This window comes from Paenibacillus jepli, assembly GCF_047238105.1.
Classification (GTDB): Bacteria; Bacillota; Bacilli; order Paenibacillales; family Paenibacillaceae; genus Paenibacillus_D.
The window spans coordinates 7,212,005-7,235,334 of the sequence record NZ_JBDFMD010000001.1 but is presented as its reverse complement, the minus strand read 5'-3'; the positions used below and the strand labels follow the sequence as shown (position 1 = coordinate 7,235,334).

Below are 23,330 nucleotides of genomic sequence, written 5' to 3'. Positions count from 1 at the left end.
ACTAGTAGGTAGGTTGTCAACAAATAAATGTATGAGTACTATTATTCAATAAAAAACGTGAGATCTGCACAAAGCAGTTAAAGATGATCAGCGTATTCTGTTACCGCAGTGTTTTCCTAAGTCCAGCCCCAGAAGAAACCGTCGCGATCCCATGCTACCTTTCCACGATGGAGCTTTTTAAACCGCTTTTTCACTTCCTTATCTATGGATCGGTTACCATTCTCATTGGTGTACAGATACTGCTCGCCATAATGGTCGCTAATAAACTGTACGGCCTCCTCCTGTCTTAATATGCCCCGTTCTTTTACTTCTGCCAGCATCCATTCCGCGATTTCTGCTGCTTTACTTTCCATGGTTGGTTACCCTCATTTCCTAGTATTGCATATTTGTCTGTTTATCTTTGATGATTCTTTATGAGCTCCATTTTAAGGTTAAGCGCCGCTTCGCTCAAATGAACTCTATATTTTTCAGGATTAGTCTTCCTGAGATACTGCGGCCAAAATGCCTTCATCTCGTTCTCGTGATGCTGACGGATCTCTGTGATCGCAGGCAACTTGTACACACATTCCCCCTTTAAGAAGACGGGTTGTAACAAGGGGATCGCATCATAATCCCGAATCTCTTTATTCATCAGCGGATGGGCTGGATCGATCAAGTGGATCGGATCGCCGGCAGCGGCATGCTTTTCTTTCCTCAACGCCAAATAATCCGCTTCCGCTTTTCCCGTCGTGCGATGAATTAAACGGAAAACGTCTTTCACACCTGGATTGGACACCTTCTCCACATTACCCGAAATCTTAATGACGGGCTCTTCAGTCTCATTGTTCACTCGCGCCACCAGCTTATACACCCCGCCGAGTGACGGTTGATCTGCGGCAGTAATGAGCTGTGTACCGACACCCCACACATCGATTTGTGCTTGCTGCGCCTTTAAATCCATGATGATGTTCTCATCCAGGTCGTTGGATGCCATAATTTTAACATAAGTGAGTCCCGCTTGGTCCAACATCTCTCGCGATACTTGTGAGAGGTAGGCAAGGTCGCCGCTATCGAGACGGATGGACTGCAGCCGCTTCCCCTTCTGTTCAAGCTCCTTAGCGATTTTGATGGCATTAGGCACGCCGCTTCTTAACGTATCATAAGTGTCTACCAACAAAGAAACCTGATCCGGGAGTGCCTCAGCAAAGTTGTGAAAGGCTGCTTCCTCCGAATCATGCTGTTGAATCCACGAATGGGCGTGCGTGCCTTTGGTCGGGATTCCAAAGAGCATGCCTGCCCTGAGGTTGGAAGTAGCGTGAAACCCGGCGATAAAGGCAGCTCTTGCCCCCCATATGGCGGCATCGGCCTCTTGCGCACGGCGGGTCCCAAACTCGAGAAGGGTATCCTCCGGGGCAACTTGCTTGATCCGGGAGGCCTTGGTGGCGATTAGGGTCTGATAGTTCATCATGTTCAATAGAGCCGTTTCGACCAATTGCGCTTCGAAGATTCGAGCCTCAACCCGAATCAATGGCTCCTGTGCGAACACTACGCTTCCTTCTCGCATAGCGTACAGATCGCCTCTAAATGCAAAGCGTCGCAGCTCCTCCAAAAAACCTTCATCATACTTCTCTTCTTGGCTTCTGAGATAATCAATGTCCTCTTCAGTGAATGTTAGATGGCGAATATAATGAACGATTCGCTCTAACCCGGCGAACACCGCATATCCGTTGCCAAACGGCAGCTTGCGAAAAAACGCCTCGAACACAGCCCCATCGTTCAACGATCCATTAGCCCAGTGGGCATACATCATATTGATCTGATATTTGTCGGTATGAAGACTCAGGCTTCCATAATTCATTATCATCACCTCATCCCCACTATTGAAAAGTTTGGTATCGATGTTTGGAATTAACTCTCCCCACCCTGACGAGCCCCGGCCACCAGGAGCGGGATGCTCAGCACGAAAGCCCCTGTCACGAGCCAGATCGGAATCTGTGGAGCGATCGCATACGCCCAGCCGCCGATGATGCCCGAGGGAGAGACGACAAGGAGCACGAGGACGGACAGGACGGCGAACATTTTGGCCCGGCGTTCATCGTCGATCGCATTGGCTACGACCGCTTCCAGATAAGGTGCAGTTATCATCGTGGCGCCGGCAGCGAGTACGGTGCTGATGACGATCCAGCTCATCGCCCCCGTCGGGGTTAACGCCAGGATAGCGTTTGAGATCGCGGACAAGATAAATCCCCACAGCATCGTACGATGCATCAGTCGATCCGAGATGCGCGGGATCACCTGCCATAAGACGAGCAGCATCACGACGGAGGATACCGCCGGCACCAGCGAGATCCAATTGTCCGCCATGCCGATCTCTTCCCTCAGAAATAACGCAAGATAGGTTCCCTTGACCATCATCTGGAAGTTGAACAGGATGTATACGCCGAACATGAGCTGCAGGCTCCGATCAGCCAGGACGGCTCGGATCGTCGTGATGTAATCCCGGAGGCTTGCGTTTAACCCGAGCTCGCGAGCTTCGCGTTTTTTGCGGAGGCCCATCTCCGTCTCATGAGTCGTAAAATGGCGGCCTAGAAACTGGGCGGTCATCAGGACAAAAGCGATCACATACATGATGCGAACGCCAGTGACCAATCCGTAATGATAGACGAGCAATCCACCCAGCGGAGCGAACAAGCCGCCGATGACGCCGATCACCTGCAGCACAGTGAAGACATAGGAGCGTTCCCGTGGCTCTGTATCCTCGACGAGCAGACAGTAAAACGCAGTATGAGGAACACGCTGAAAACCGTTAATGAGAGCCGCAGCAACAAAAAACCAGACGTTCTGCGACACCGCCCACAGGAGCGTGCCAACGGACCAGCTGATTAGATCAAAGGTCAGCAGCGCTGCCTTCCGGCCCATCAGATCAGTCAGATATCCGCTTAAAAAGGACGAGAACACTTGTACGACCAGCGAGAGCGTAGTCACCCAGCCGATTTGCGTCTCGCTTAAGCCAAGCTCCCTCATATAGATCGTGGCATAGGTGATGAACATGCTGTAAGGAATAAGAAATAACGGCTCAAAAGCCAAACAGCCCCGGCTGTTCCCCTTGAGCCTGGGGAAGAAAGGAGATTTCATAAAATCGGCGAAAGCAGACGAGCAACCGCCTGTTTGAACTTGGCCAAGTTCGAGCGCTTGCTGTAGAGCTCTTTCGTCAGCTCCATACAGTATGCGGTGTCGTGCAGAAATAATTCGTGAAGCTCCTTGGCGATGCCGGCGTCATACACCAGCGCGTTCACTTCAAAGTTCAAGCGGAAGCTGCGCGGATCGATATTCATCGTGCCGACGGAAGCGACCTCTTCATCGACGACGATCGTTTTGGCATGCATGAAGCCTTTTTCGTACTGCAGGATCTTCACGCCATATGGCAGCAGTTCCCCGACGTGTGCCAGCGTAGCCGAGTACACAAACGGATGATCTGGTTTGTTCGGAATCATGATGCGCACGTCCACCCCCGACAACAGGGCCATTTTGCAGGCGTCCATAAAGCTTGCGTCGGGGATGAAATAGGGTGTCTGAATGAACACGCTGCGCTTGGCATTCAGAATCATCTTCAGATACATGATCTTCAAATGCTCGGTTTGCGAGTTCGGCCCGCTCGATATAATCTGGATCGCGCTGTTGCCAGGGTGATGATCGGGACGGAATGTGAAATGTTCTTCAATATGCTGACGTTCATAATTGGTGGCCTTGCTCCAATCCATAATGAATCGCCCTTGGATCAAAGCGACTGCCCCGCCTGTTATCCGCAGATGCGTATCCCGCCAATACCCCATGCGTTCGTTTAGACCCAAATATTCATCCCCGACATTAAATCCGCCTACATACCCCACCTCACCGTCAATAATGCACAGCTTGCGGTGATTGCGGTTGTTGATGCGAAGATTGATCAGTCGAAACCAGGACGGAAAAAAAGCGGCGACCTCGCCCCCATGCTTGATCAACTCGCTGAAGAACGAGCGAGACATCCGTCTCGACCCAACCTCGTCGTAGAGCACGCGGACCTTCACGCCTTCTTTCGCCTTTTCAGTTAACAGATCCCGCAGTTTTTTGCCGAGGGTATCCGGTTTGATAATGTAATATTCGATATTAATTTCATCCGTTGCTTCCCGGATATCCGCAAACAACGCATCAAATTTGGCTTGTCCATCATGATAAATCTTTACTTCATTATCCGTGGTGACCAAGGCGTTGGACGATTTCAGATTCATTTTGACGAGATTGGCATACTTGTGAAGAAGCCCGCCGTGCTTATGGATGTCTTGAAATTGGTGGTCCGCCGTCTCCTGGAAAAACGCAAGCTCTTCAGCTGTGAGCTGAAAGAAGTTTTTTTGTATTAATTGACGGCCGAGGAACACGTATACGACGAACCCCAACACCGGTATGAAAAATAAAACCATCAGCCAGGCCCAAGTGGAACCGATATCCCTGCGTTCAATGAAGACCACGATACAGGCAAGGACGATGTTGATTAAAGTTGCGATGGAAAGGATAAGTGTAGTGATATTCCCGGCTTCCAAGACGTTCCCACCTCTTCATGTGATGTCGCCCTTCATCTTAGCATTCCGAATGTTGATTGACAACGAAAATATGGGCTTATGGCGGGTACGCATTGCTTGCAACGGGACGGTTTCATTTTCTGGTAAGAAAAGTTTTCAGTGAACGATACAATAGACGCATGGAACGATACATGGGCCTGGGCATACGGTTAATAACATGCTCCAGTGCATGTTTTTTTACGGTTCTGGACCCGAATAGTTTGGTATACACTACTCCTTTGGAAAACATCTCGCTTGTCTCCACACAATAAACCGGTTTGCGGGTTAATCTATGAATCTGGATGGCTTGCTCTCTTTCACTCTCAAACATAAGATCGAGACGGGATCGCTTATATGCCTTCGCTTTTTGAACAGCATGGACAGGTTGCGGCTGAGTCTCTGTCGAGTGATCCAGCATAATAAGATGGTCATAGCGTACGCCATGCTGTCTTAACCAAGCTTCGGTTAGGCCGCGGTATTTCTCACTTCGGGTTGTGAGCACGCTTCCGATCTTGTGGGTCGGGATGTACAGCGGAGGCGCATTCAAAATGAACTGACTGTATTCATCGTTGTCGCGAGTCTGCTCTCTCGATGGACGGGCACATAATACTCCATCGATTTCAAAACAGGCGCGTGTGCTGATCGTGTCGTGAAAGATATTCCATTCGAACAATCTTGGCGAAGGCAAGTATTCGAAGAACAGGTCGACGTCTTTTCTCTTCCTGTCCGAAGAAAAAATGGCCAATGTCGTAACTTTATCTGCCAAGTGCTCCGGAATTTCATTTACGGCTTCGGCAAGTGAATTTCCACTCTTGATACTATCGTCGATCAGGAGGATCTTGTCCGCTTCGTCTGGATATTGCAAGGCATCTTTAGCCTTCCGTGTAGAACCTGTCTTCAATGGTTTATTATGTATGAGCGCATCCAAGTCGCAGCATTTCTTGTTCAAATACAAGGCTGCCATGTAGGCAGGGATCATGCCGCTTCTTGGGATGCCGACGATCAGATCGAATTTCCTGGACTGCAAGAGATGTAAATTGGATTTAATTAATTGTTGGAGATCGGAGAAGTTCTTGTAGTTCACATGCCATCCCCCCTCCCCACAAGTACCCTTTTCTTCGTTTTTTCAATCAGTTGTGAAACCAACCATAAGTTTATTGGCAAACGTTATTGGACATATTGTGAACAATAAACCGCAGAGGTGTCACATGAACATGTCTTTTACCCGATCTGCACCAAAGAGGTGGACATATTGGAACTAATGAAGGAATTGCTATTGGTGTCAGGACGGATCGTCACCATCTTTCCCCTTATGTTAATCGTTGCATTATACATGGGGAAGCGCTCGATCGGTGAAATGCCGGTATTCGATTTTCTTGTCATTCTTGCATTAGGCGCTGTAGTCGGTGCTGATATTGCTGATCCCAAAATTGAACACTTACACACCGTCGTCGCCATTATTTTAATTGGCCTCTTGCAGCGTGGCGTGTCATTACTGGCCATAAAGGCGAGGAAATTCGGGCGGTGGATCACGTTCGAGCCAACTGTGGTTGTGCATAACGGAAGTTTCCTGATGCATAATCTGCAAAAAGGACGCTATTCAATGGATAACATCCTTCAGATGCTTCGGGAAAAAGATGTTTTTCAGTTAGACGAGGTAGAGCTTGCCATATTGGAGGCAAACGGCAGATTAACCGTGTATAAAAAACCTTCGAAAACCCCAGTTACGGCAGAGGATTTAGGTCTGGAAAAGAAACAAAAAGGACTCGCCTACCCTTTGATTCTTGAAGGAACCGTTTCTGAGAACGTGCTGGCCTATTTGAATAAAGATATCGCTTGGCTGGAGTTGCAGTTGCAAGACAAAGGGTTGAAGAAAGAAGATGTCGTATTTGCCTCCATCGACGAAGATGGACAATTGTATCTCTCCCAAGCCGTTGCGAGTCCAATTCCGCCGATACACCATTAACGCGACGGATAATGGATTGAAAATCCATATTTCAACTGGAGGATCAGCTGTTACGAGTATAGATAAACGCAGTTGCTGTCAATTCCGACACCACTTTCGCCCGTAACTCCTCCGGAGTCAGCACTTCCACAAGTGAGCCGTAGCTGAGGATGATCTCGCAAGCGGAGCCCAGCGTCTGGAACTCCACGTCCAACTCCGACCATTCACTGTCTTGCCCGGCTTCTCCGATTCCTATGATTTTGGCATATCGCTCTTGTCCGATACGTGAGTGCAGCTTCCGATGAGCCCTCAGCCGCGCAGGATATCGGGGCAGATTCTGTTTGAACTGCTGTGTCGATTGTTCCCAATACTGCTCCAGATCAAAGTCAGCAGGCCGCTCGAATGTCGCTTCCAACATGCGGGCGCCCATCAGACGAGATATGCGATAGGTACGCAGGTCTCCGCTGGATTCTGCGATCAGATACCAGACGTTTCGTTTGGCGACGATACCGAGCGGATTGACGATCCGCTCCACGGTCTCCTCGTCTCTGCGGTACTGTATGTTCAGCTGCCGCTCTTCCCAGACCGCTTCCTGGACAGTCGATAAATGCTCGAACGATTCCTTCGACTGATGCCAGCCCGCCCCGTCAACAAGCATCCGCTGCCTCACCATTTCGGCATTCTTTTTGATTGCCGACGGGGAGGCGGCCAGTAATTTCTGCAAAGCGGCATCAAAATGCTCTTTGATGCCGAGGTCATCCAGCAGATTGGACGGGTTGGTGAGCAGCAGCGACAAGATCTCCTCTGTCTTCATCCCGGTCAGATTGGTCCGGTACCCTTCCGATAACATCCATCCGCCTGCGGAGCCGCGCTCGGCGTAGACGGGGATGCCCGCTGCGCTTAACGCCTCCATATCGCGAAAGATAGTGCGCTCCGACACCTCCAGCTTGTCCGCGAGTTCTCGCGAGGTCATTCTTCCCCGGTTCTGCAGCAATAAAAGAATGGTCAGCAGCCGATCTGCTCTCAGAATGCTCCCTCCTCTACTTGGTCGATAACTTAGATGTCTCTCATTATACCACGGCTTTAGGAAAAAGCTGCCTGGCTGGCTTCCGCCTTGCGCAGATACGTCCCCGTTATTGAATGCTCGGCAGCAGCAAGCTGGGCAGGCGTGCCTTCGAATACAATCTGGCCGCCCCGGTGTCCGCCCTCTGGACCTACATCAATGATCCAGTCTGCACTTTTGATCACATCCAGATTATGTTCGATGACTACCACCGTGTTGCCCCCGTCGACCAAGCGGTTCATAATGTCCATCAGACGAGAGATATCGGACATATGTAGTCCCGTTGTCGGCTCGTCCATAACATAGAGGCTGCCTTCCTTGTGCAGTTCCTCGGCCAGTTTGATGCGTTGGCATTCCCCGCCTGATAAGGTGCTCAGCGGCTGGCCCAGCGTTACGTATCCGAGTCCCACATCCTCCAGCGTCTGCAATTGACGGAGCAGCTCCTTCTTGCTGAAAAACTCAGAAGCCTCCCGTACCGTCATGGCGAGGACGTCGCTGATGGATTTGCCGTTCAGTTTGTAGGCTAGCACTTCATCGCTGAACCGCCTGCCCCCGCATACTTCACAAGTCGTCCTTATTGGCTCGAGAAAAGCCAGATCCGTGTAGATCATGCCGATACCCTGACAGTTGGCACAGGCCCCCTTGGAGTTGAAGCTGAACAGGGAAGCGCTCACCTTGTTGGCGGCTGCGAACAGCCGGCGGATCTCGTTCATCATCCCTGTGTAGGTAGCCGGATTGGAGCGGATGGATGTGCCCACAGCCGACTGATCGATAACAACCGCTTCCGGATGCATGGGTAAGAAGGCTCCGTTAATGAGCGTACTTTTGCCTGAGCCGGCAACTCCCGTTACCACGGTCAGCACACCGACGGGAATATCGACAGTCACATCCTTCAGATTGTGCAGGCTGGCGCCGGCTACGGTCATCCGCCCTTTTGGAACCCTGGCAGCAGTTTTCAAGGGCAGACTTTGCTTCAAGTACCTTCCTGTCAACGTATCCGCGCGAAGCAAGCCTGCAAAGTCGCCTTCGTAGACGATTTCTCCGCCGCGGGTCCCCGCATGAGGTCCGACATCAATGATGTAGTCGGCGATCTCCATCACTTCGCGGTCATGCTCGACAACAAGTACGGTATTCCCTTTATCTCGGAGCTGGCGCAGCATGCCGTTCAGACGATGAACATCCCGCGGATGCAGCCCGACGCTCGGTTCGTCGAAAATGTAGATCATGTCAGTAAGACTGCTGCTCAGATGTCTGACCATCTTGATACGCTGCGACTCCCCGCCTGACAACGTCGAGGTCTGTCTGTCCAGACTCAGATACTCCAGCCCGATCGAGACCAGATGGTTCAGCCGGGTCAGAATTCCGTCCACCATCGGTCCAGCGACGGGATCCTGAATCGCTTCGATCATACGAATAAGCTCGCCAATCTCCATGGCCGCGCATTGGGCGATGTTGGTTCCGTTAATCCGGCAGGCTAAGGCCGCTTGATTAAGCCGGCTTCCCTTGCACAGGCTGCATTCGCTGTAGGACAAGAACCGGTCAATCGATTCACGCTTGGCTTCGGACATCTCGCTGCTGTCCCGCTTCAGATACAGGCGGGTGAATTTGGGCAGCAAACCTTCGTAATCCGATTCGATGGCGCCGTATTTGGAGTTGTATACGATCTTGCTTTCTTTGCCGTGCAGGAAGACATCCCACTCTTCCGGTGTGTAGTCAGCGAGCCGCTTGTCGTTGTCGAACAGTCCGGATAGGGCATACGTATTCCATAACCAGCCCCCCACTTTAAATGCGGGGAACAGGATCGCGCCATCATTCAGCGACTTGGACCGGTCAAGCAGCTTCTCCACATCGAACTGCACCACCTGTCCGACTCCCGAGCATTCCGGGCACATGCCGGCGGGGTCGTTGAAGGAGAACATATGCGAATTCCCGGCAAACGGTTGGCCGATTCTGGAGAACAGCAGCCGGAGCATTGCATAAATATCTGTAATTGTGCCGACCGTCGAACGGGAGTTGCCACCGAGCCTCTTCTGATCGATGACCACAGCTGTAGACAGGTTCTCGATGAGATCGGCATCCGGCCGACTAAGCCGGGGCAGCCGGTTGCGGATAAATGCGGAGAACGTCTCGCTGAGCTGCCGCTGGGCTTCGACACTGATAGTATCGAAGACCAGGGAGGATTTGCCCGAACCCGAGACGCCGGTAAAGATTGTGATCTTCCGCTTCGGGATGCGGACATTCACGTTGTTCAGGTTATTCTCGCGTGCGCCTTTAATGACGATATCATTGGTGTTCATGGATCGCACCGTCCCAATGATACATGAGCTGCACAAGACCTGAGGAGAACGTTCTCGAATGAGCCAGCTTGAGCTTCAACCGTTGTTTGATATCCGCAAACAGCGGTTTTCCTTCACCCAGTACAACGGGGTGAACGGATAATCTAAACTCATCCACAAGTCCCAATTGGATAAACGTTGTTATCAGACTGGCTCCACCATACAGCCAGATGTCTTTGCCAGGTTTCTGCTTGATTTTATTTACTTCTTCAAGGATATGATCATTTATAAATACGGCTTTATGATCTGTCCCTTGCTGTGACCTGGAAAACACATATTTGTCTTTACTATGAACCAATGCCCAGAATTGTTTGTCCGCATCCGAATCTTCAGGATTCGGCGTGTATTGCCCCCACTGGTCATAGCTTTTTCTTCCATACAAAATAGTATCAATCTGATGTAAAAATTGATCAAACTCCAGCTCGGGATCCATGATGCACCAATCCACTTCACCATTTTTCCCCTCAATGAAACCATCCAAAGTAACGGCCAAGTCTAGAATGATTCTTCGGCTCATCATATATTGCTCCTCTCGTTGATCTAATTACATTATAGAACTTCATTATGTCACCTAATGTCATATTTAAAACAACGAAAAACCCACGCTTGGCGTGGGTTAATAAGCTGCAAATGGTTGATGTTCTCGATATTTCTTATTCGTGCGGCTTGACCGATTCGCGAAGTATGAGAGACGGCTCCAGCACAAGATGCTCCGTCTTGAGCATCGGCTCGGCGATCCGCCATAAGCACTTGATCATTGCCTATTAATGAAGTATATTGTTTTATATTGACATGACAGAAGGTCAAAAAAAGGAGGAGCTATGTCCCCGCGTACGAAGGAACAAAATGATGCGATCCGCGAAATGCGGATGGGCCAGATTATGCGAGCAGCTGCCGAAGCTTATCTGGAACTTGGTATTCAATTGGAAATACGCGATGTTGCAGTGAAGGCGGAGCTGGGCTATGGCACGGTTTATCATTATTACAAAAATAAACAGATGCTGCTGGAGGATCTGCTGTGGGAGGCTCTGGATCGAACGGAATTGGCTGTAAAGCCTGCTTTTACGGAGAAAGGCGGCAGTTTGCTTCAAGCGGCGTCATTCGCCCGGCTGCTCTTGCAGCAGTGTGTATCGGACCCTTCCGTCTTTATCTTGCTCAAATCGGTAGCCGATAACTTCCATCACTTCCCTGGCAACCGGTTCAGCAAGCTGTTTGGCGAGTTTCAACAAAGGATCTATATTCCTTTTGTCGGGATGATTCATGAAGCGATCAGCCCCGCGCCGCCGGAGAAAACAGCGAATCTGATCTTTGGCTCGCTTGTGGGCTGCGCCACTTTGAGTATCCACCACAAGATGCACGATGAGCTGGATGTACAAGGTATTGTGGATATGATGTTTGCCGGAATACTGGCCAAGGAGAGATGAATCGGATGGTCATCCTGAAATCGAAAGCAGAAATTGAAGCTATGCGAAAAGCCGGCCGCATCGTCGCCGCTTTTCATCAGGAGCTCGCAGGCATGATCCGACCAGGTGTCACGACGCTCGAGATCGAGTCGTTCGCCGTTCGGCACCTGAAGGAGCATGGCGCCAAGGCGTATACGATTGGTTACAACGGCTATCCCTTTGCGACTTGTGCGTCTGTTAACGATGTGATCGCGCACGGATTTCCGAACGGAAAGCCACTCCAGGATGGCGACATCGTCACCATCGACATCGTCGCGCAAGCGGACGGCTGGATCGGCGATTCCGCATGGTGTTACGCGGTCGGCGAGGTGTCGGAGGACGCCCGGCAGCTTATGCGCGTGACCAAGGAATGCCTGGACCTAGGCATCGCCAATGCCCTCGTCGGAAACCGGATCGGCGATGTCATGCACGTGGTCCAAACCCATGCCGAGAAGCACGGCTATTCGGTCGTTCGCGACCTGCTCGGTCATGCTGTTGGGCGCGAGATGCATGAGGAGCCTAACTACCCCCATGTCGGCACTCCGGGCAAAGGTTTCCGTCTCAAGGAAGGTATGGTGCTGACAATCGAACCGATGATTAACATAGGCAAAGCTGCCATGAAAATCGATGCCGACGGCTGGACCGCCAGAACGGTTGACGGCTCGCTGTCGGCGCAATACGAACATACGATCGCCATTACGGCAGACGGCCCGATTATATTGACTGCCCAGTAGTCCTCCTAGTGGCGCTACCGAGTAGCTGGGTTAAAAGGAGAGTAGCTGTCAAATGTCCAGCGGAGCGGAAACCCTCCAGGGACGCTGCGAATCTCTCTGATGCTGAAACGAATCGCCCGTTCGCTTCCCTCCCAGCTTACCGTCGTCTCCCCGCTGAGCTGCAGGAGATCCCCTGACTCAAAATCAAGAAACATCAATCCGGTTTGCGGGTACAAGGCGGCATTGCCAAGCGTATTGAACATCGCATTGCCTTTGTAGTCCGGAATCACCAGAGTGTGCGGATCCATAACCTGGATAAATCCGGGCTGCCCTCCCCGATGACTCGCATCTGCCCCGCTTCCGGTCGGATGTGTCGCGATAAAAAGCGTATCCGAGCGACGTATTGTATCCGTCTGGTCCTGATCGAGCCGGGCAGATAATCGGGGTTCCTGCTTTTGCATAGGCTTAAAGCCCAAGAATGTGCGTGATTGGATGTACTTGGGGCAATTCGCGTACACTTCGCTGGTTGTGACCAAGAAACCATCCTCCTGCAGCTGAGTGATCACGCCGTTCACACGCATCCGCTTCCGGCTAGCGAATTCGATGGCGAGCAGACCGATCGAATGTCCGGGCTGGATACTTGCGTACAACGGGTCTGTCTGTGGCGGCAGCGTAGATACGAATAGTGTGCGGGCGTCTACCGTCATCACAAAACCAGGTTCACCATATAGCACTGAACACCAGACGAAGCCCTCCCCGTCCCTTGCACCGAGGATGATCATGACCTGTTGCTCGATGAAGCGCGCGGCGACGTCCGGGATATCCTCCCGCACGATCTTGCCGATGCGGGAGGCTTCTTCGCGTACACCGGCTTTATCCTGCACCTCGATTTCCCCTTGATGATAGCTGCTCATCAGAAGAACCCGCAGGCCGGGCCTTCATTATGATGCTGGTCATGCCCGGCCATATCCGCAGCGGCATAGATCTCCAGCCTTATCCCGTCCGGATCAAGGAAGAACAAGCCTCCGGAGTCCGCTCCGGCTTCATGAGAGGTTACCCCTGGATAGATCATCGTGACAGCCATTTCTTTTAGCTTTATCTGCATCGTTTTGACGTCCTCGGCCGATTCCACTTCAAATGCCAGGTGATGCAGCCCGGCATGTGTAGTGGAGAATTCCGTTTGACTTTGCTCCCACAACGTAACGGTAACATCCCCGTTGCGCCCCAGGAAAGCATACCGCTTCCCCTTCTCCGACGATTCACGTATGAGCTCGAGACCAAACAGATTTCTGTAAAACGGTAGGGATGTTTCCAGACGGGTTACATTAAGTCCTACATGACCAATTTTCATAGTACGAACCTCCATTGTTTTTTGATTTGAACTAACCTCTTTAACAAGGGTTTTATGGTTAGTATCATATCCACTTTCTTTTAACCTGTCAATAGGATATTATATGGTTAGTTGGATTCGAGTTTTCTGGAGGTATGAAGATGTCATCACGTGAAAAATTCCCTTTAGTCTCGGGACATGTAGCTTTGGATCTCATAAATACGGAGGTAGTCAAGCGCGGCATCCGTCATGACTTGCTCGCTGGCGAGAGTGATCTGGCTGAGTGGATGGATCTGATGAAAGAATCGGAGGATTCGTTCTCTGCTTTTTCTGTGAAGAGCATCGATTTAGGTTCCGTGCTGCCCGCCCTAAAGGAGCTGCGCGCATTATTACGAACTGGTTTTGAAGCATTCGCCGCTGGCATGCAGGCCGAGGCATCATGGATCCATCGTATCGAGGAGTTGAACAAGCGGGCGCCGTTGTCGTTTCAACTAAGCGGAGGCTCTTTGGTGCCGGTACCTATAGGTGCTTCTGAGGATGCGATCCTCTCCCTTATTGCTTTTGATACCCTCCGATTAGTGGCTAACGGAGAACTGCAGACCCTCAGGCGTTGTGCTAATACCGACTGTGTGCTGTTATTCATCGATACAAGCGGCCGCCGTAAATGGTGCTCGATGAATACATGCGGGAATCGTTCGAAGGTAGCCCGGCATCAGAGCCGTCAAAAAGAGCGCTAAGAAAAAAGCAGCTGGGAGAGGCGGCAAACAAGCGGCTAAAGCAAACGTCCCATGCGCCAGATCGCTAAGCCGCTCCCCCACAAAATGATCGCTGAGGAAAATCCAGTCACAGTCAGATATGTCGCAATCTCGTAATCCCCTATCGTCAGCTCAGCGGGCAAGAACAGCCATGTCGCAACGGCTGCCAAACAAAGCAGCCCCCCTGTCCCGTAATACAGCCTGACTTGGAATAAACGGGCGAGCGGAAAGAAATGAAGGCCAACGATAAGGGCAATGATGATCGGGATCAGCTCGCTACGGCCGGTATTCACACACAACAAAACAGTGATTGCGATAGCGATGCCTTGCACGGCAAAGATAAGATTGAATAATCGCTTGGTTTTCTTTCCTGCAGCTGCATCCGTTGTGTCAGCCTGCGGGGGGAGTCTGCGTGAGGTCCTCACTAAGAAGAGACCAGCCATGAACAGGGTTGTTCCTGGCAATAGCGGGATCGTGATCAGAGCGGTGCTTCCCAAGACCTGCAAACCGCCAAATCCTGTGAACGCCCACATGGTGCCGAATAAAGCCATGAACATAACGCCTGATGCCATCCCCGTCATGGCTTCTCTTGTAACTGTGCTTGATTGGTTACTCATTCTGCACATTCCTCTCGTCCGTTGATAGCTTCCATTTTACTCCGATTCTTTGATCGTCCCATCCATTCCAGGTCTGATTTTCACTCCGTCTACAGATGGAGGAAGCATTCACTGGCTGAAAGAGGTTCGCCTATGAGCATGCTGGAAAGATATCAAACCCTCCTGATTCTGGTGGCAGTCGGTCTGGGGCTGGCGATCGGTCAGGCAGAACTTATCGCACCCTATGCCGAGAAACTGATTATCCCTTTTCTGGTAGTCATGCTGTACGGGTTGTTTTTGAATATCCCCCTCCACCACATCAAGGCGGCCTTTCGCAACATCAAATTTCTAGGTCTTAGCACGATGCTCAATTTTGTGTGGACGCCGCTGCTGGCCTGGTTGTTGGGGTGGCTCTTCCTCTCGGATCATCCTGCCCTATGGATCGGCTTCATCATGCTAATGGTCACACCCTGCACCGACTGGTACCTGATGTTCACGCGGATGGCCAAAGGCAATGTACCGTTGTCGACTTCGATCCTGCCAGTCAATCTGATCCTGCAGGTGTTGTTGCTTCCTGTATACCTGTTGATCTTCGCTGGCTCGATACAGACCATACCGCTTGCAACCTTGACGGAGAGTGTGCTTATCGTACTTGTCATCCCGTTTGTGCTGGCCCATGCCACCCGTTGGATGTTCAGGAACAAGCCCGCTTTTTTGGAGAATAAGACAAGCCCATTTTTCTCATCTGCGCAGATCGTTCTTCTATGTCTGGCGATTACGGCGATGTTTGCTTCCCAGGGCGCCATCCTGCTCAATAATATGGATGCCGTCTATCGACTGATCCTCCCCGTTCTTTTATATTTTGGTATCAACTTTGCTATAGGCATCATAACGGGCAGATTGTTCAATCTCTCTCGTGCCGATGCCGTTAGTTTGAATCTGACCGTGGTCGCGAGGAACTCGCCGGTTGCACTAGCGATCGCGGTAACCGCTTTTCCCGACCAGCCTTTGATCGCTCTCGCATTGGTAGTCGGCCCGTTGTTCGAGCTGCCTGTCCTCGCTGTTATCACCCAGGGACTGCTCCTCCTGCAGCCCAAGGAAGATACTGGATAATTGCAACTTGCTCAGCGTGGCCTGAAGTTCTATATTCCATTCGGATCCCCTTATCGGGATCTTTTTTTTGAAATATTAGCGTATAAGTTTTCACACATCTACTTGGCTTATATTTCTCCAAAAAAGCTCTTCGCACGTCCTAGAAGGACGACGAAGTCGTTTTTGCTTGTTCTGCCAACTTTTCTGCTCCGAGTTTAATATTTTGTTATGTAAGCTATGGATTCATCATGTCCGGCGCTGACGCGCTGCCCTATACTAACAAATAACAGAAGCCGCATTACAGAAAGGGAGCAAAATAATGAAGAAATCCTCCTCCACCCCACACCGCAGGACCTTGCCGCCCACAGACGGCAGCCAGGGCAAACGAGGCAGCTGGCGACGAACGATTGCACTGGATGCAATGGTCTTGCCGGCACTGATTCTCACACTTATATTCGCCTACGTGCCGATGGTCGGTATTATCATTGCCTTCCAGGATTTCAAGCCCTGGCTCGGCTTCGGCCAGTCCACCTGGGTCGGTCTGGACCACTTCAGATATTTGTTCAGTACGCCGGAGAATTTGCAGGTCGTTTGGAATACGCTGATCATTGCCAGTATGAAGCTGGTCGGCGGCTTGATTGCACCGCTTGTTTTCGCTCTTTTGCTCAATGAGGTGCGTTTGTCCGGGTTCAAACGTTCCGTGCAAACGCTGGTCTATCTGCCCCACTTTTTGTCCTGGGTCATCCTGGGCGGGATCCTGCTGGACATGCTGTCCGTAAAGGGGCTGGTCAACCAAGTGCTGGTTGCCCTGTTCGACATGCAGCCGATCTTCTTTCTGGGAGAAGGCAACTGGTTTCGCGCTGTCGTCGTCATCAGCGATATCTGGAAGGAATTCGGATTCGGAGCGATCATCTTCCTGGCTTCGCTCGCCGGCATCAACCCTGCCTTGTATGAAGCGGCCGAAGTGGATGGCGCAGGCCGATGGCAGCAGACGTGGGCGATTACGATCCCGTCGCTGGTCCCGATCATGATCGTCGTCGGCACATTGTCCCTGGGCAACATCCTCAACGCCGGCTTCGACCAGATCTTCAATCTGTACAATGCCCTGGTCTACGACAAGGGCGATATCATCGACACGTTTGTCTACCGCATGGGACTCATCGACGGACAATTCGGTTTCTCCGCTGCCGTCGGATTATTCAAATCGGTCGTCGGCTTCGTCCTGATCGTTGCTGCCTATCGGATGGCCTACAAATTTGCCAATTACCGCATTTTCTAAAAAGAAGGGGCTTGCCTTATGTATCACAAAACAAAGCCGTATCGCGTTTTCTCTGCCTTTAACTACACATTTCTTGCCGTGCTGTCGATCCTCTGCATCATTCCTTTGATCCACATCCTGGCCATCTCGTTCAGCGGCAAAGCGCCGGCTAACGCCAATCTCGTCGGCTTGCTGCCGGTTGACTTCAACCTGGATGCGTACGCCAAGACACTCGACAATGATAACTTCCTGAACTCCTTGTGGGTAGCCGTTCAGCGGACCGCGCTTGGCACGCTCATCAGTATGGCGGTCGTTGTCCTGGCGGCCTACCCGCTCTCCAAGGAGAACAGCAGCTTCCGGCGCCGTAACTTTTATACCTGGTTCTTCGTTTTTACGATGCTGTTCAACGGCGGTTTGATTCCATTCTATATCCTGATTCAGAAGCTGAATATGATGAACACGCTGTGGGTGCTCATCCTGCCGACTGCGGTCAACGTGTGGAATATGATCCTGATGCTCAATTTCTTCCGCAGAGTCCCACGTGAGCTGGAGGAAGCCGCGTTTATTGACGGAGCCGGCCATCTGCGGACACTTATCAGCGTCTACCTTCCGGTCTCGCTGCCGGCGATTGCTACCCTGTCGCTATTCGCCATGGTCTTCCACTGGAATTCCTGGTTTGACGGACTCATCTTCATGACCGATCACAAAAATTATCCGCTGGCGACGTTCCTGCAAACGGTCATCGTGCAGCAGGATTTCTCCAAGGTAGCAGCGCGTCCGGAGGATCTGGAGAACATCTCTCAGCGTACCGTCAAGGCGGCGCAGATCTTCATCGGAATGGCGCCGATCCTCATCGTCTATCCACTGCTGCAGCGTTTCTTCGTCAAGGGGATCGTCATCGGAGCGGTCAAGGAATAATAGACGCACGGGCGCAGTTGATTAAGGAGGTGATGCCAGCAATTACCGGTAATCGGATCTGGACATATCTGGCTTTATCTGTATCATAATAAAGGACTAGGGGGAACTACTACATGAGCAACAAGTATAAAAAACCATTCGCCGTACTCATGGCTTCGACGATGCTGGCCGGCGCCCTGTCCGCTTGTGCGGGCGGCAACAACAACCAGGACGCCTCTGATGGCGCCGCCGGAGACGAGTTTTATTCCGCGCCTTTCGAGGATGGCAAATATACCGAGCCGGTCACGATCTCAACCGTCTTCCCGATCACCAGCTCGCTGAAATTCAAAAACGGCGAAAGCATCGAAGACAATGTCCATACCCGCTGGGCCAAAGAGCGGTTTAACATCGATATCGATTACCTCTGGACGGTCAGCGAGCAAAACAACGCCTATGAAACCAAACTGCGTCTTATGCTGACCTCCGGTCAAAAAATGCCGGACATCATCGCTTTTCGGGGGGCTCGCTCGCTGACCAGCGACTTGATCGAATCCGGACAATTCGCCGATGCTGGCGAACTGTTCGACAAGTATGCATCGGACACCTATAAGGCTGCGATGGCTGAGGATCCTTCCGTCTGGAATCCATATATCCGCGACGGCAAACGGATGGCCATCCCGATCCTGGAGAATGCCTACAATAATGATCCGGTCATGTACATCCGCGAAGACTGGTTGAGAAATGTTGGTCTGGAAGCTCCGACGACATTGGACGAGCTGGAGACGGTCATGGATGCGTTCGTCAATCAGGACCCGGACGGCAACGGCCAAGATGATACCATCGCACTGTCGATCGGCTTCAAAAATAACCTGAACACCTGGATGTCGGATGCCGGCTGGATCTTCGGGATGTTCGGTGCTATGCCCAATCAGTGGAATCTGAACGAGGAAGGCAAGCTTGCCTGGGGCTCCATCCAGCCGGAAGTGAAGGATGGATTGGCTGTATTGAAGGATTGGATGGCCAAAGGCTATATTGACAAAGAAGCGGGTCTGCATGACGAGCCGAAAGCGGCCGAAGCTTTCACCGCCGGCAAATCGGGGATTATCGTCGGTCCTTACTGGATGACGGGTTGGCCGCTTCCTGAGGTGATGCAGAATGTCCCGGGCGCCGAGTATAAAGCTTACCCTCTACCTGCAGGACCGGACGGCAAAGTCGGCAGACATGGCACGCCAATCAGTACCGGTGCGATCCTCATTAATAAAGATATGAAAAATAAGGACGCCTTCTTCGTCTACCAGAATTACTTGTATGAGAACTGGGCCAACCCAACGGAGGGCAGCGAATTCGAATATGGCTTTGCCGAAGGGTATGACTATGCGTTCGGACCGGATGGCGAGATTTACCGCGAGGGAGAAAGCGACCAGATTCCCGGCGGCTGGATTGATGCGATTCGCTACACGCTTGGTTTTGACGGCGCGATCATTCCGTCGCTTCGCATAAACACGCTGGCCGAGCTGGCCGATGGCAAAGAGCCGGAAACAGTATTCGAAGAAACGCTCTCGCAATCGATACCGGAACAGATCAGAGCAGCCAAGATCGTCATCGATCAGAAAGATTCGGTCATGATGACCATGTTTTCCGGGGCGCCTACCAAGACAATGTTGTCCAAAGGCGACATGCTGAGCAAGCTGGAGAAGGAAGTCATCAACAAAATCATTTACGGCAGCACGCCGCTCGACGATTTCGATACTTTCGTAGAGCGTTACTTGTCCTCTGGCGGCGCGGATATCACCGAGGAAGTGAACGAATGGTATGACAGCGTGAAATAAGCTCCTGCACATAAAATGGCGGTACAGGGTTCTCGTCCTGTTCCGCCATTTTTTCGTATTTAACTTTGATCCCGATACTCCTGGGGCGTCCTGCCAAATTGTTCTCGGAACACCTTGATAAAATATTGCGAATTGGAGTAGCCTACCTTCTCGGCGATCTCGTAGATCTTGTTCTGCGTATGCTTGAGCAGATAGGTGGCTTGCTCCATCCGGACCCGCAGGAGGTAATCGCTGATGCTCATGCCCTTGAGCTGCTTGAACAGTTTGGACACATAGACAGGATGCAGCCGTACGTGATCGGCGATCGATTGCAGACTTATCGAGCTAAGCTGCGCATCGATGTAGGCTTCGATCGCATGCAACAGTGCCTCCTGCTGACTGACAGAACGAGTCTCCAGCTTGTCCCGCAGCGTATTGGCGATTCTTCGGGCCCACTGAAGCAGTTGGTCCAGTGATCGGAAGAACATTCTGTGCGACAGTTCATCCCCCACCAGCTCCGTCAGCAGCACACGATTGGTATGGGCCAAATAATGAAAAGCTGCCATCAGGACGTTCTGAATCTCATCCAGATGCTCCATCGTTGCGCCTTGCAGCATGTCGTATTCTGCTGCCAGCCGGTTCAGTCTCTCCTCGAATTCATCCCAGCGCCCGGACTCCAGCAGTTGGTAGAACGTGGGAGGCTCGTAGAGCGAGCTTAAAGATTGAAATCGTACTTTTTTGGGGAGATCCGCAAGCGAGAGGAAGAAACCGCTCCCCTGCCCCACCTGGCTTCGCAGCGCCAACACGGCGCTGCCATGCATCTGATCTAGGTCGAGTCGGAACAATCCTGGTTCTGTCAGAACAGCGCTGATCCCGCCTTTCAGATACTCGTTGACGTTGGCGTGGAGCTGCCGCGAGCGGCTGCTTAGCTCTGCGGTCATGCATGACGACGACAATCCGGGTTCTCCCGACAACGCCCTCAGGACAAATACAAGATAGCCGTGGGAATCTCTGGCATGCCATACCTCGAACAGGTCGCCGAAGAGTTCGGAAGCAATATTGGTCACGGCATATTCAAACAGCGTCAAACTCTGTTCTCCATATTGATTGAACCGTTCCTCCAGCCGCACGAGCAGCAAGGAGACGGTGTCGCCTTCTCGAATTTGAAGCCGGTACTCGGCAAGTTTCTCGTGCAGTGTCTCGCTTGCATAGGCCCGACCGTCCAGCAGCTCGTTCAGCAGCTTGTCCCGCAGCGCCGGCAGATGCTCGCGGAAGCTGCTGAGCGCTTGCTGGTATGCATCGGCCTGTTCATGCTGCTCCTGGAGGTTAGCGGTTATCTTCTCCAAGCATGCTGCCAGCTTCTTATGATCAAGCGGCTTGATCAGATATTCCACGACGCCCTGCTTGATCGCCTCCTTGGCATATTCAAATTCGGCAAAGCCGGTCAGCAGGATGCAGGCAAGCTCGGGTCTTAGTTGTCTTATACGTCCGATCAGCTCCAGACCGGTCATGACCGGCATGGCGATATCCGTCATGACCAGATCGATCGGCTGCGATTCGATCGCTTCCAGCGCCTCTATTCCGGAGTAGGCTTTGATGACCTTGCCGATCCCGTAGCGCTCCCAGGGAAAGGCGATCTCCAGGTCGTCGATCACATAAGCTTCATCGTCTACTAGCAATAAGTTAAGCATGCTCGTCCTCCTGCTGTTCCATCGTGATCGTATGCTTCGTGCCGACTCCACGCTCAGAATCGATGGCAAGGCCCGAACGGCTGCCGCCATACAGCTTCAGCCGCTGGTTGACATTGCGTACGCCCACGCCGATCCGACTCTCCTCGGTATGCATGAACTCCTCCATGTGATGACTGATCAGAGCCAGTCTGCCAGCTTCTATCCCTACCCCGTTATCGCTGATTGTCATCTGCATCATTCCATCTTCCTTTGCAGCCGAGATGACGATACGGCCGGGATCGAGCGCCGGCTCGATGCCGTGCAGGACACAATTTTCGACGAGCGGCTGCAGGATCATCCGGGGCATGCGCCAAGTCTGGAGATGTGCATCGACATCGATATGGTAGGTGATTGTCTTTTTGCGCATATGCAAGATCGAGAGGTAGCTCTCTACGAAAGCCAGTTCCTCTTCCAAAGTGGCGCTTGGATCTTCCACCTTGTGGATATAGCGGTAATATGCTGCCAGCTGCAGCGTCATCTCGGTGACAGACTGATGATCCGCGATGCTGGCCTTGCTCTGGATATAGTTCAGGCAGTTGTACAGGAAATGCGGATTGATCTGAGACTGATATTGCCGCAAGCGTGCTTCCTTGACCGCCAGCTCGCCTAGCAAGATCTGCTCGATCATCACCTGGGTATTCTCGGCCATCCGGTTAAATGAGCTCCCCAGCAGGTGGAATTCTTGCGATGGGATCGGCTCGACCCGGCTCTTATAGTCGCCTCTGTCGAAACGGTCGATCGCTTTGCGCAGCATATGAACGGGACGTTCCACCTGTCTGCGGAGCATCATACTGTACAAGATGGAGATGACGAGCAAGGCGATAATCGACGCTACAAAAAACATATTGTTGCGCTGGATCGGTTTGGTAAGCGAAGATACCGGATGGTAATCGACAAAATAAAGATCCGACAGCTCCGACCTCATATAGGTGACAAGATAGTTGACGCCCTCGATGTTCTCATGGAAATATCCGCTGTCATCGAGGATCCTCGGCAGGATGCGGCTGTCAGCGGCTGCAAGCTCCGTCGCCGCATCCGCTCGTATCACCTGCTGCAAACGCGGATTATACAGCAAGGGATTGCCCGAGGTGTACTCGGACAACAGCTTGCGCAGCCGATCCAGCGAGACGCGAGTCTCGATAATCAACGGGCTTCTGCGTCCGGAGGTCAGGAGTACGTATTCGCCCGCCCTGTCCATATCGTTATGGATCGACCACTCATTAAATGCGCCTTGCGGCAGTTCGAACGGCAGGGACGCCAGTTGATTGTCCAAGGTCACCTTCTGCTCGTATTCGGGATAATAGAGAACGATTTTGTTGTTCCATGCGGTGGATGCGCTGTTGAGCGCCAGCTTGTCGATCAGGGTCAGCTTGGCCTCATAGCGCGAATAATCGTCGCCATACACAAGCGCATAAGGGTATTCGCGTACAGATTGATCCTCTGAGAGAGTCTGGACATTCAACAGAATCTGCTCGAATTGGGAAGTCAACTGCGAGGTGACGAATCTGACTTCCCCCAGCTTGTTTTTGCGAAGCTCCTGCTGGATATCCTTAACATTCAACTGATAGGTCCACCAGAAGATGACGACGATCGCAAAGAACATCAATAGTAAAGCGAGGATTAGCTTTTTAAACAGCGATATGCGGGTACTCATCCGGTTCCTCCAAACATAAGACAGTCTTATCCATTATACTTCATTTCGACCAAAAGATCGCGGGAAGCGTCCCTAGAGAGCTGATCCCTCCATCATGATTAGGGTCAATAAAAAGAACCCGGAGCGTCGTTCCGGGT

21 protein-coding genes are annotated in these 23,330 nt (G+C 51.8%); 8 read left to right on the top strand and 13 right to left on the bottom strand.

What is annotated here, in order from left to right:
• Nucleotides 1–116: 116 nt before the first annotated feature.
• The 5 genes from ABC336_RS31070 to ABC336_RS31050 all read right to left on the bottom strand — a co-directional run bounded on the left by ABC336_RS31070 (nucleotide 117) and on the right by ABC336_RS31050 (nucleotide 5,658).
• Nucleotides 117–353: a DUF6953 family protein gene (locus tag ABC336_RS31070; RefSeq protein ID WP_413242360.1), complete on the bottom strand. Its 237-nt coding sequence runs from the start codon at nucleotides 351–353 to the stop codon at nucleotides 117–119.
• 41 nt (nucleotides 354–394) lie between these two features.
• The gene (locus tag ABC336_RS31065) at nucleotides 395–1,837 is read right to left on the bottom strand and encodes a nicotinate phosphoribosyltransferase (RefSeq protein WP_413242359.1); all 1,443 of its coding nucleotides are present in this window, start codon (nucleotides 1,835–1,837) and stop codon (nucleotides 395–397) included.
• A gap of 50 nt (nucleotides 1,838–1,887) precedes the next feature.
• Nucleotides 1,888–3,114, bottom strand: coding sequence for an MFS transporter (locus ABC336_RS31060; RefSeq protein ID WP_413242358.1), 1,227 nt, complete (start codon nucleotides 3,112–3,114; stop codon nucleotides 1,888–1,890).
• A complete protein-coding gene (cls, locus tag ABC336_RS31055; RefSeq protein WP_413242357.1) occupies nucleotides 3,111–4,556 on the bottom strand; it encodes a cardiolipin synthase in 1,446 nt (481 codons plus the stop codon). Before cls ends, ABC336_RS31060 begins: the two co-directional genes overlap by 4 nt.
• Nucleotides 4,557–4,668: 112 nt before the next feature.
• Complete coding sequence (locus tag ABC336_RS31050; RefSeq protein WP_413242356.1) at nucleotides 4,669–5,658, bottom strand: phosphoribosyltransferase family protein; 990 nt, start codon at nucleotides 5,656–5,658, stop codon at nucleotides 4,669–4,671.
• A gap of 168 nt (nucleotides 5,659–5,826) precedes the next feature.
• On the opposite strand from ABC336_RS31050, the gene ABC336_RS31045 reads away from it, so the two are divergent.
• Nucleotides 5,827–6,540: a DUF421 domain-containing protein gene (locus tag ABC336_RS31045; protein ID WP_413242355.1), complete on the top strand. Its 714-nt coding sequence runs from the start codon at nucleotides 5,827–5,829 to the stop codon at nucleotides 6,538–6,540.
• Between the two features lie 43 nt (nucleotides 6,541–6,583).
• Here ABC336_RS31045 and ABC336_RS31040 read toward each other — a convergent pair whose 3' ends face one another.
• The 3 genes from ABC336_RS31040 to ABC336_RS31030 are packed head-to-tail and all read right to left on the bottom strand — an operon-like array spanning nucleotide 6,584 to nucleotide 10,438.
• The gene (locus ABC336_RS31040; protein WP_413242656.1) at nucleotides 6,584–7,546 is read right to left on the bottom strand and encodes a helix-turn-helix transcriptional regulator; all 963 of its coding nucleotides are present in this window, start codon (nucleotides 7,544–7,546) and stop codon (nucleotides 6,584–6,586) included.
• 56 nt (nucleotides 7,547–7,602) lie between these two features.
• Entirely contained in the window at nucleotides 7,603–9,879 is a 2,277-nt protein-coding gene (locus tag ABC336_RS31035) for an ATP-binding cassette domain-containing protein (protein ID WP_413242354.1), read from the bottom strand.
• Nucleotides 9,866–10,438, bottom strand: coding sequence for a dihydrofolate reductase family protein (locus ABC336_RS31030; protein WP_413242353.1), 573 nt, complete (start codon nucleotides 10,436–10,438; stop codon nucleotides 9,866–9,868). The genes ABC336_RS31035 and ABC336_RS31030 overlap by 14 nt, the downstream gene beginning before the upstream one ends.
• A gap of 301 nt (nucleotides 10,439–10,739) precedes the next feature.
• Between ABC336_RS31030 and ABC336_RS31025 the strand changes: the two genes are divergently transcribed.
• Both ABC336_RS31025 and map read left to right on the top strand, forming a co-directional pair.
• On the top strand, nucleotides 10,740–11,342 hold the full coding sequence (locus ABC336_RS31025; RefSeq protein ID WP_413242352.1) for a TetR/AcrR family transcriptional regulator: 603 nt from the start codon (nucleotides 10,740–10,742) through the stop codon (nucleotides 11,340–11,342).
• A gap of 5 nt (nucleotides 11,343–11,347) precedes the next feature.
• On the top strand, nucleotides 11,348–12,094 hold the full coding sequence (gene map, locus ABC336_RS31020; protein ID WP_413242351.1) for a type I methionyl aminopeptidase: 747 nt from the start codon (nucleotides 11,348–11,350) through the stop codon (nucleotides 12,092–12,094).
• 14 nt (nucleotides 12,095–12,108) lie between these two features.
• Here map and ABC336_RS31015 read toward each other — a convergent pair whose 3' ends face one another.
• Both ABC336_RS31015 and ABC336_RS31010 read right to left on the bottom strand, forming a co-directional pair.
• On the bottom strand, nucleotides 12,109–12,987 hold the full coding sequence (locus ABC336_RS31015; protein ID WP_413242350.1) for a pyridoxamine 5'-phosphate oxidase family protein: 879 nt from the start codon (nucleotides 12,985–12,987) through the stop codon (nucleotides 12,109–12,111).
• Complete coding sequence (locus tag ABC336_RS31010; protein ID WP_413242349.1) at nucleotides 12,987–13,424, bottom strand: VOC family protein; 438 nt, start codon at nucleotides 13,422–13,424, stop codon at nucleotides 12,987–12,989. Before ABC336_RS31010 ends, ABC336_RS31015 begins: the two co-directional genes overlap by 1 nt.
• Before the next feature lie 140 nt (nucleotides 13,425–13,564).
• On the opposite strand from ABC336_RS31010, the gene ABC336_RS31005 reads away from it, so the two are divergent.
• The gene (locus ABC336_RS31005) at nucleotides 13,565–14,140 is read left to right on the top strand and encodes a CGNR zinc finger domain-containing protein (protein ID WP_413242348.1); all 576 of its coding nucleotides are present in this window, start codon (nucleotides 13,565–13,567) and stop codon (nucleotides 14,138–14,140) included.
• 35 nt (nucleotides 14,141–14,175) lie between these two features.
• Here the strand turns inward: ABC336_RS31005 and ABC336_RS31000 are convergent, their stop codons facing one another.
• A complete protein-coding gene (locus ABC336_RS31000; protein ID WP_413242347.1) occupies nucleotides 14,176–14,775 on the bottom strand; it encodes a hypothetical protein in 600 nt (199 codons plus the stop codon).
• 132 nt (nucleotides 14,776–14,907) lie between these two features.
• On the opposite strand from ABC336_RS31000, the gene ABC336_RS30995 reads away from it, so the two are divergent.
• From ABC336_RS30995 to ABC336_RS30980, 4 genes are all read left to right on the top strand, one after another.
• Nucleotides 14,908–15,867 carry an arsenic resistance protein gene (locus tag ABC336_RS30995; protein WP_413242346.1) on the top strand — a complete coding sequence of 320 codons (960 nt, stop codon included), beginning with the start codon at nucleotides 14,908–14,910 and terminating at the stop codon, nucleotides 15,865–15,867.
• A gap of 298 nt (nucleotides 15,868–16,165) precedes the next feature.
• Nucleotides 16,166–17,125: an ABC transporter permease gene (locus ABC336_RS30990; protein WP_413242345.1), complete on the top strand. Its 960-nt coding sequence runs from the start codon at nucleotides 16,166–16,168 to the stop codon at nucleotides 17,123–17,125.
• A gap of 18 nt (nucleotides 17,126–17,143) precedes the next feature.
• Complete coding sequence (locus ABC336_RS30985; RefSeq protein WP_413242344.1) at nucleotides 17,144–18,022, top strand: carbohydrate ABC transporter permease; 879 nt, start codon at nucleotides 17,144–17,146, stop codon at nucleotides 18,020–18,022.
• 113 nt (nucleotides 18,023–18,135) lie between these two features.
• On the top strand, nucleotides 18,136–19,830 hold the full coding sequence (locus ABC336_RS30980; protein WP_413242343.1) for an extracellular solute-binding protein: 1,695 nt from the start codon (nucleotides 18,136–18,138) through the stop codon (nucleotides 19,828–19,830).
• A 59-nt stretch (nucleotides 19,831–19,889) separates the two neighbouring features.
• Here the strand turns inward: ABC336_RS30980 and ABC336_RS30975 are convergent, their stop codons facing one another.
• Together ABC336_RS30975 and ABC336_RS30970 are read right to left on the bottom strand one after the other, a co-directional pair.
• Nucleotides 19,890–21,500, bottom strand: coding sequence for a response regulator (locus ABC336_RS30975; protein WP_413242342.1), 1,611 nt, complete (start codon nucleotides 21,498–21,500; stop codon nucleotides 19,890–19,892).
• Nucleotides 21,493–23,193, bottom strand: coding sequence for a sensor histidine kinase (locus ABC336_RS30970; RefSeq protein WP_413242341.1), 1,701 nt, complete (start codon nucleotides 23,191–23,193; stop codon nucleotides 21,493–21,495). Before ABC336_RS30970 ends, ABC336_RS30975 begins: the two co-directional genes overlap by 8 nt.
• Nucleotides 23,194–23,330 lie beyond the last annotated feature (137 nt).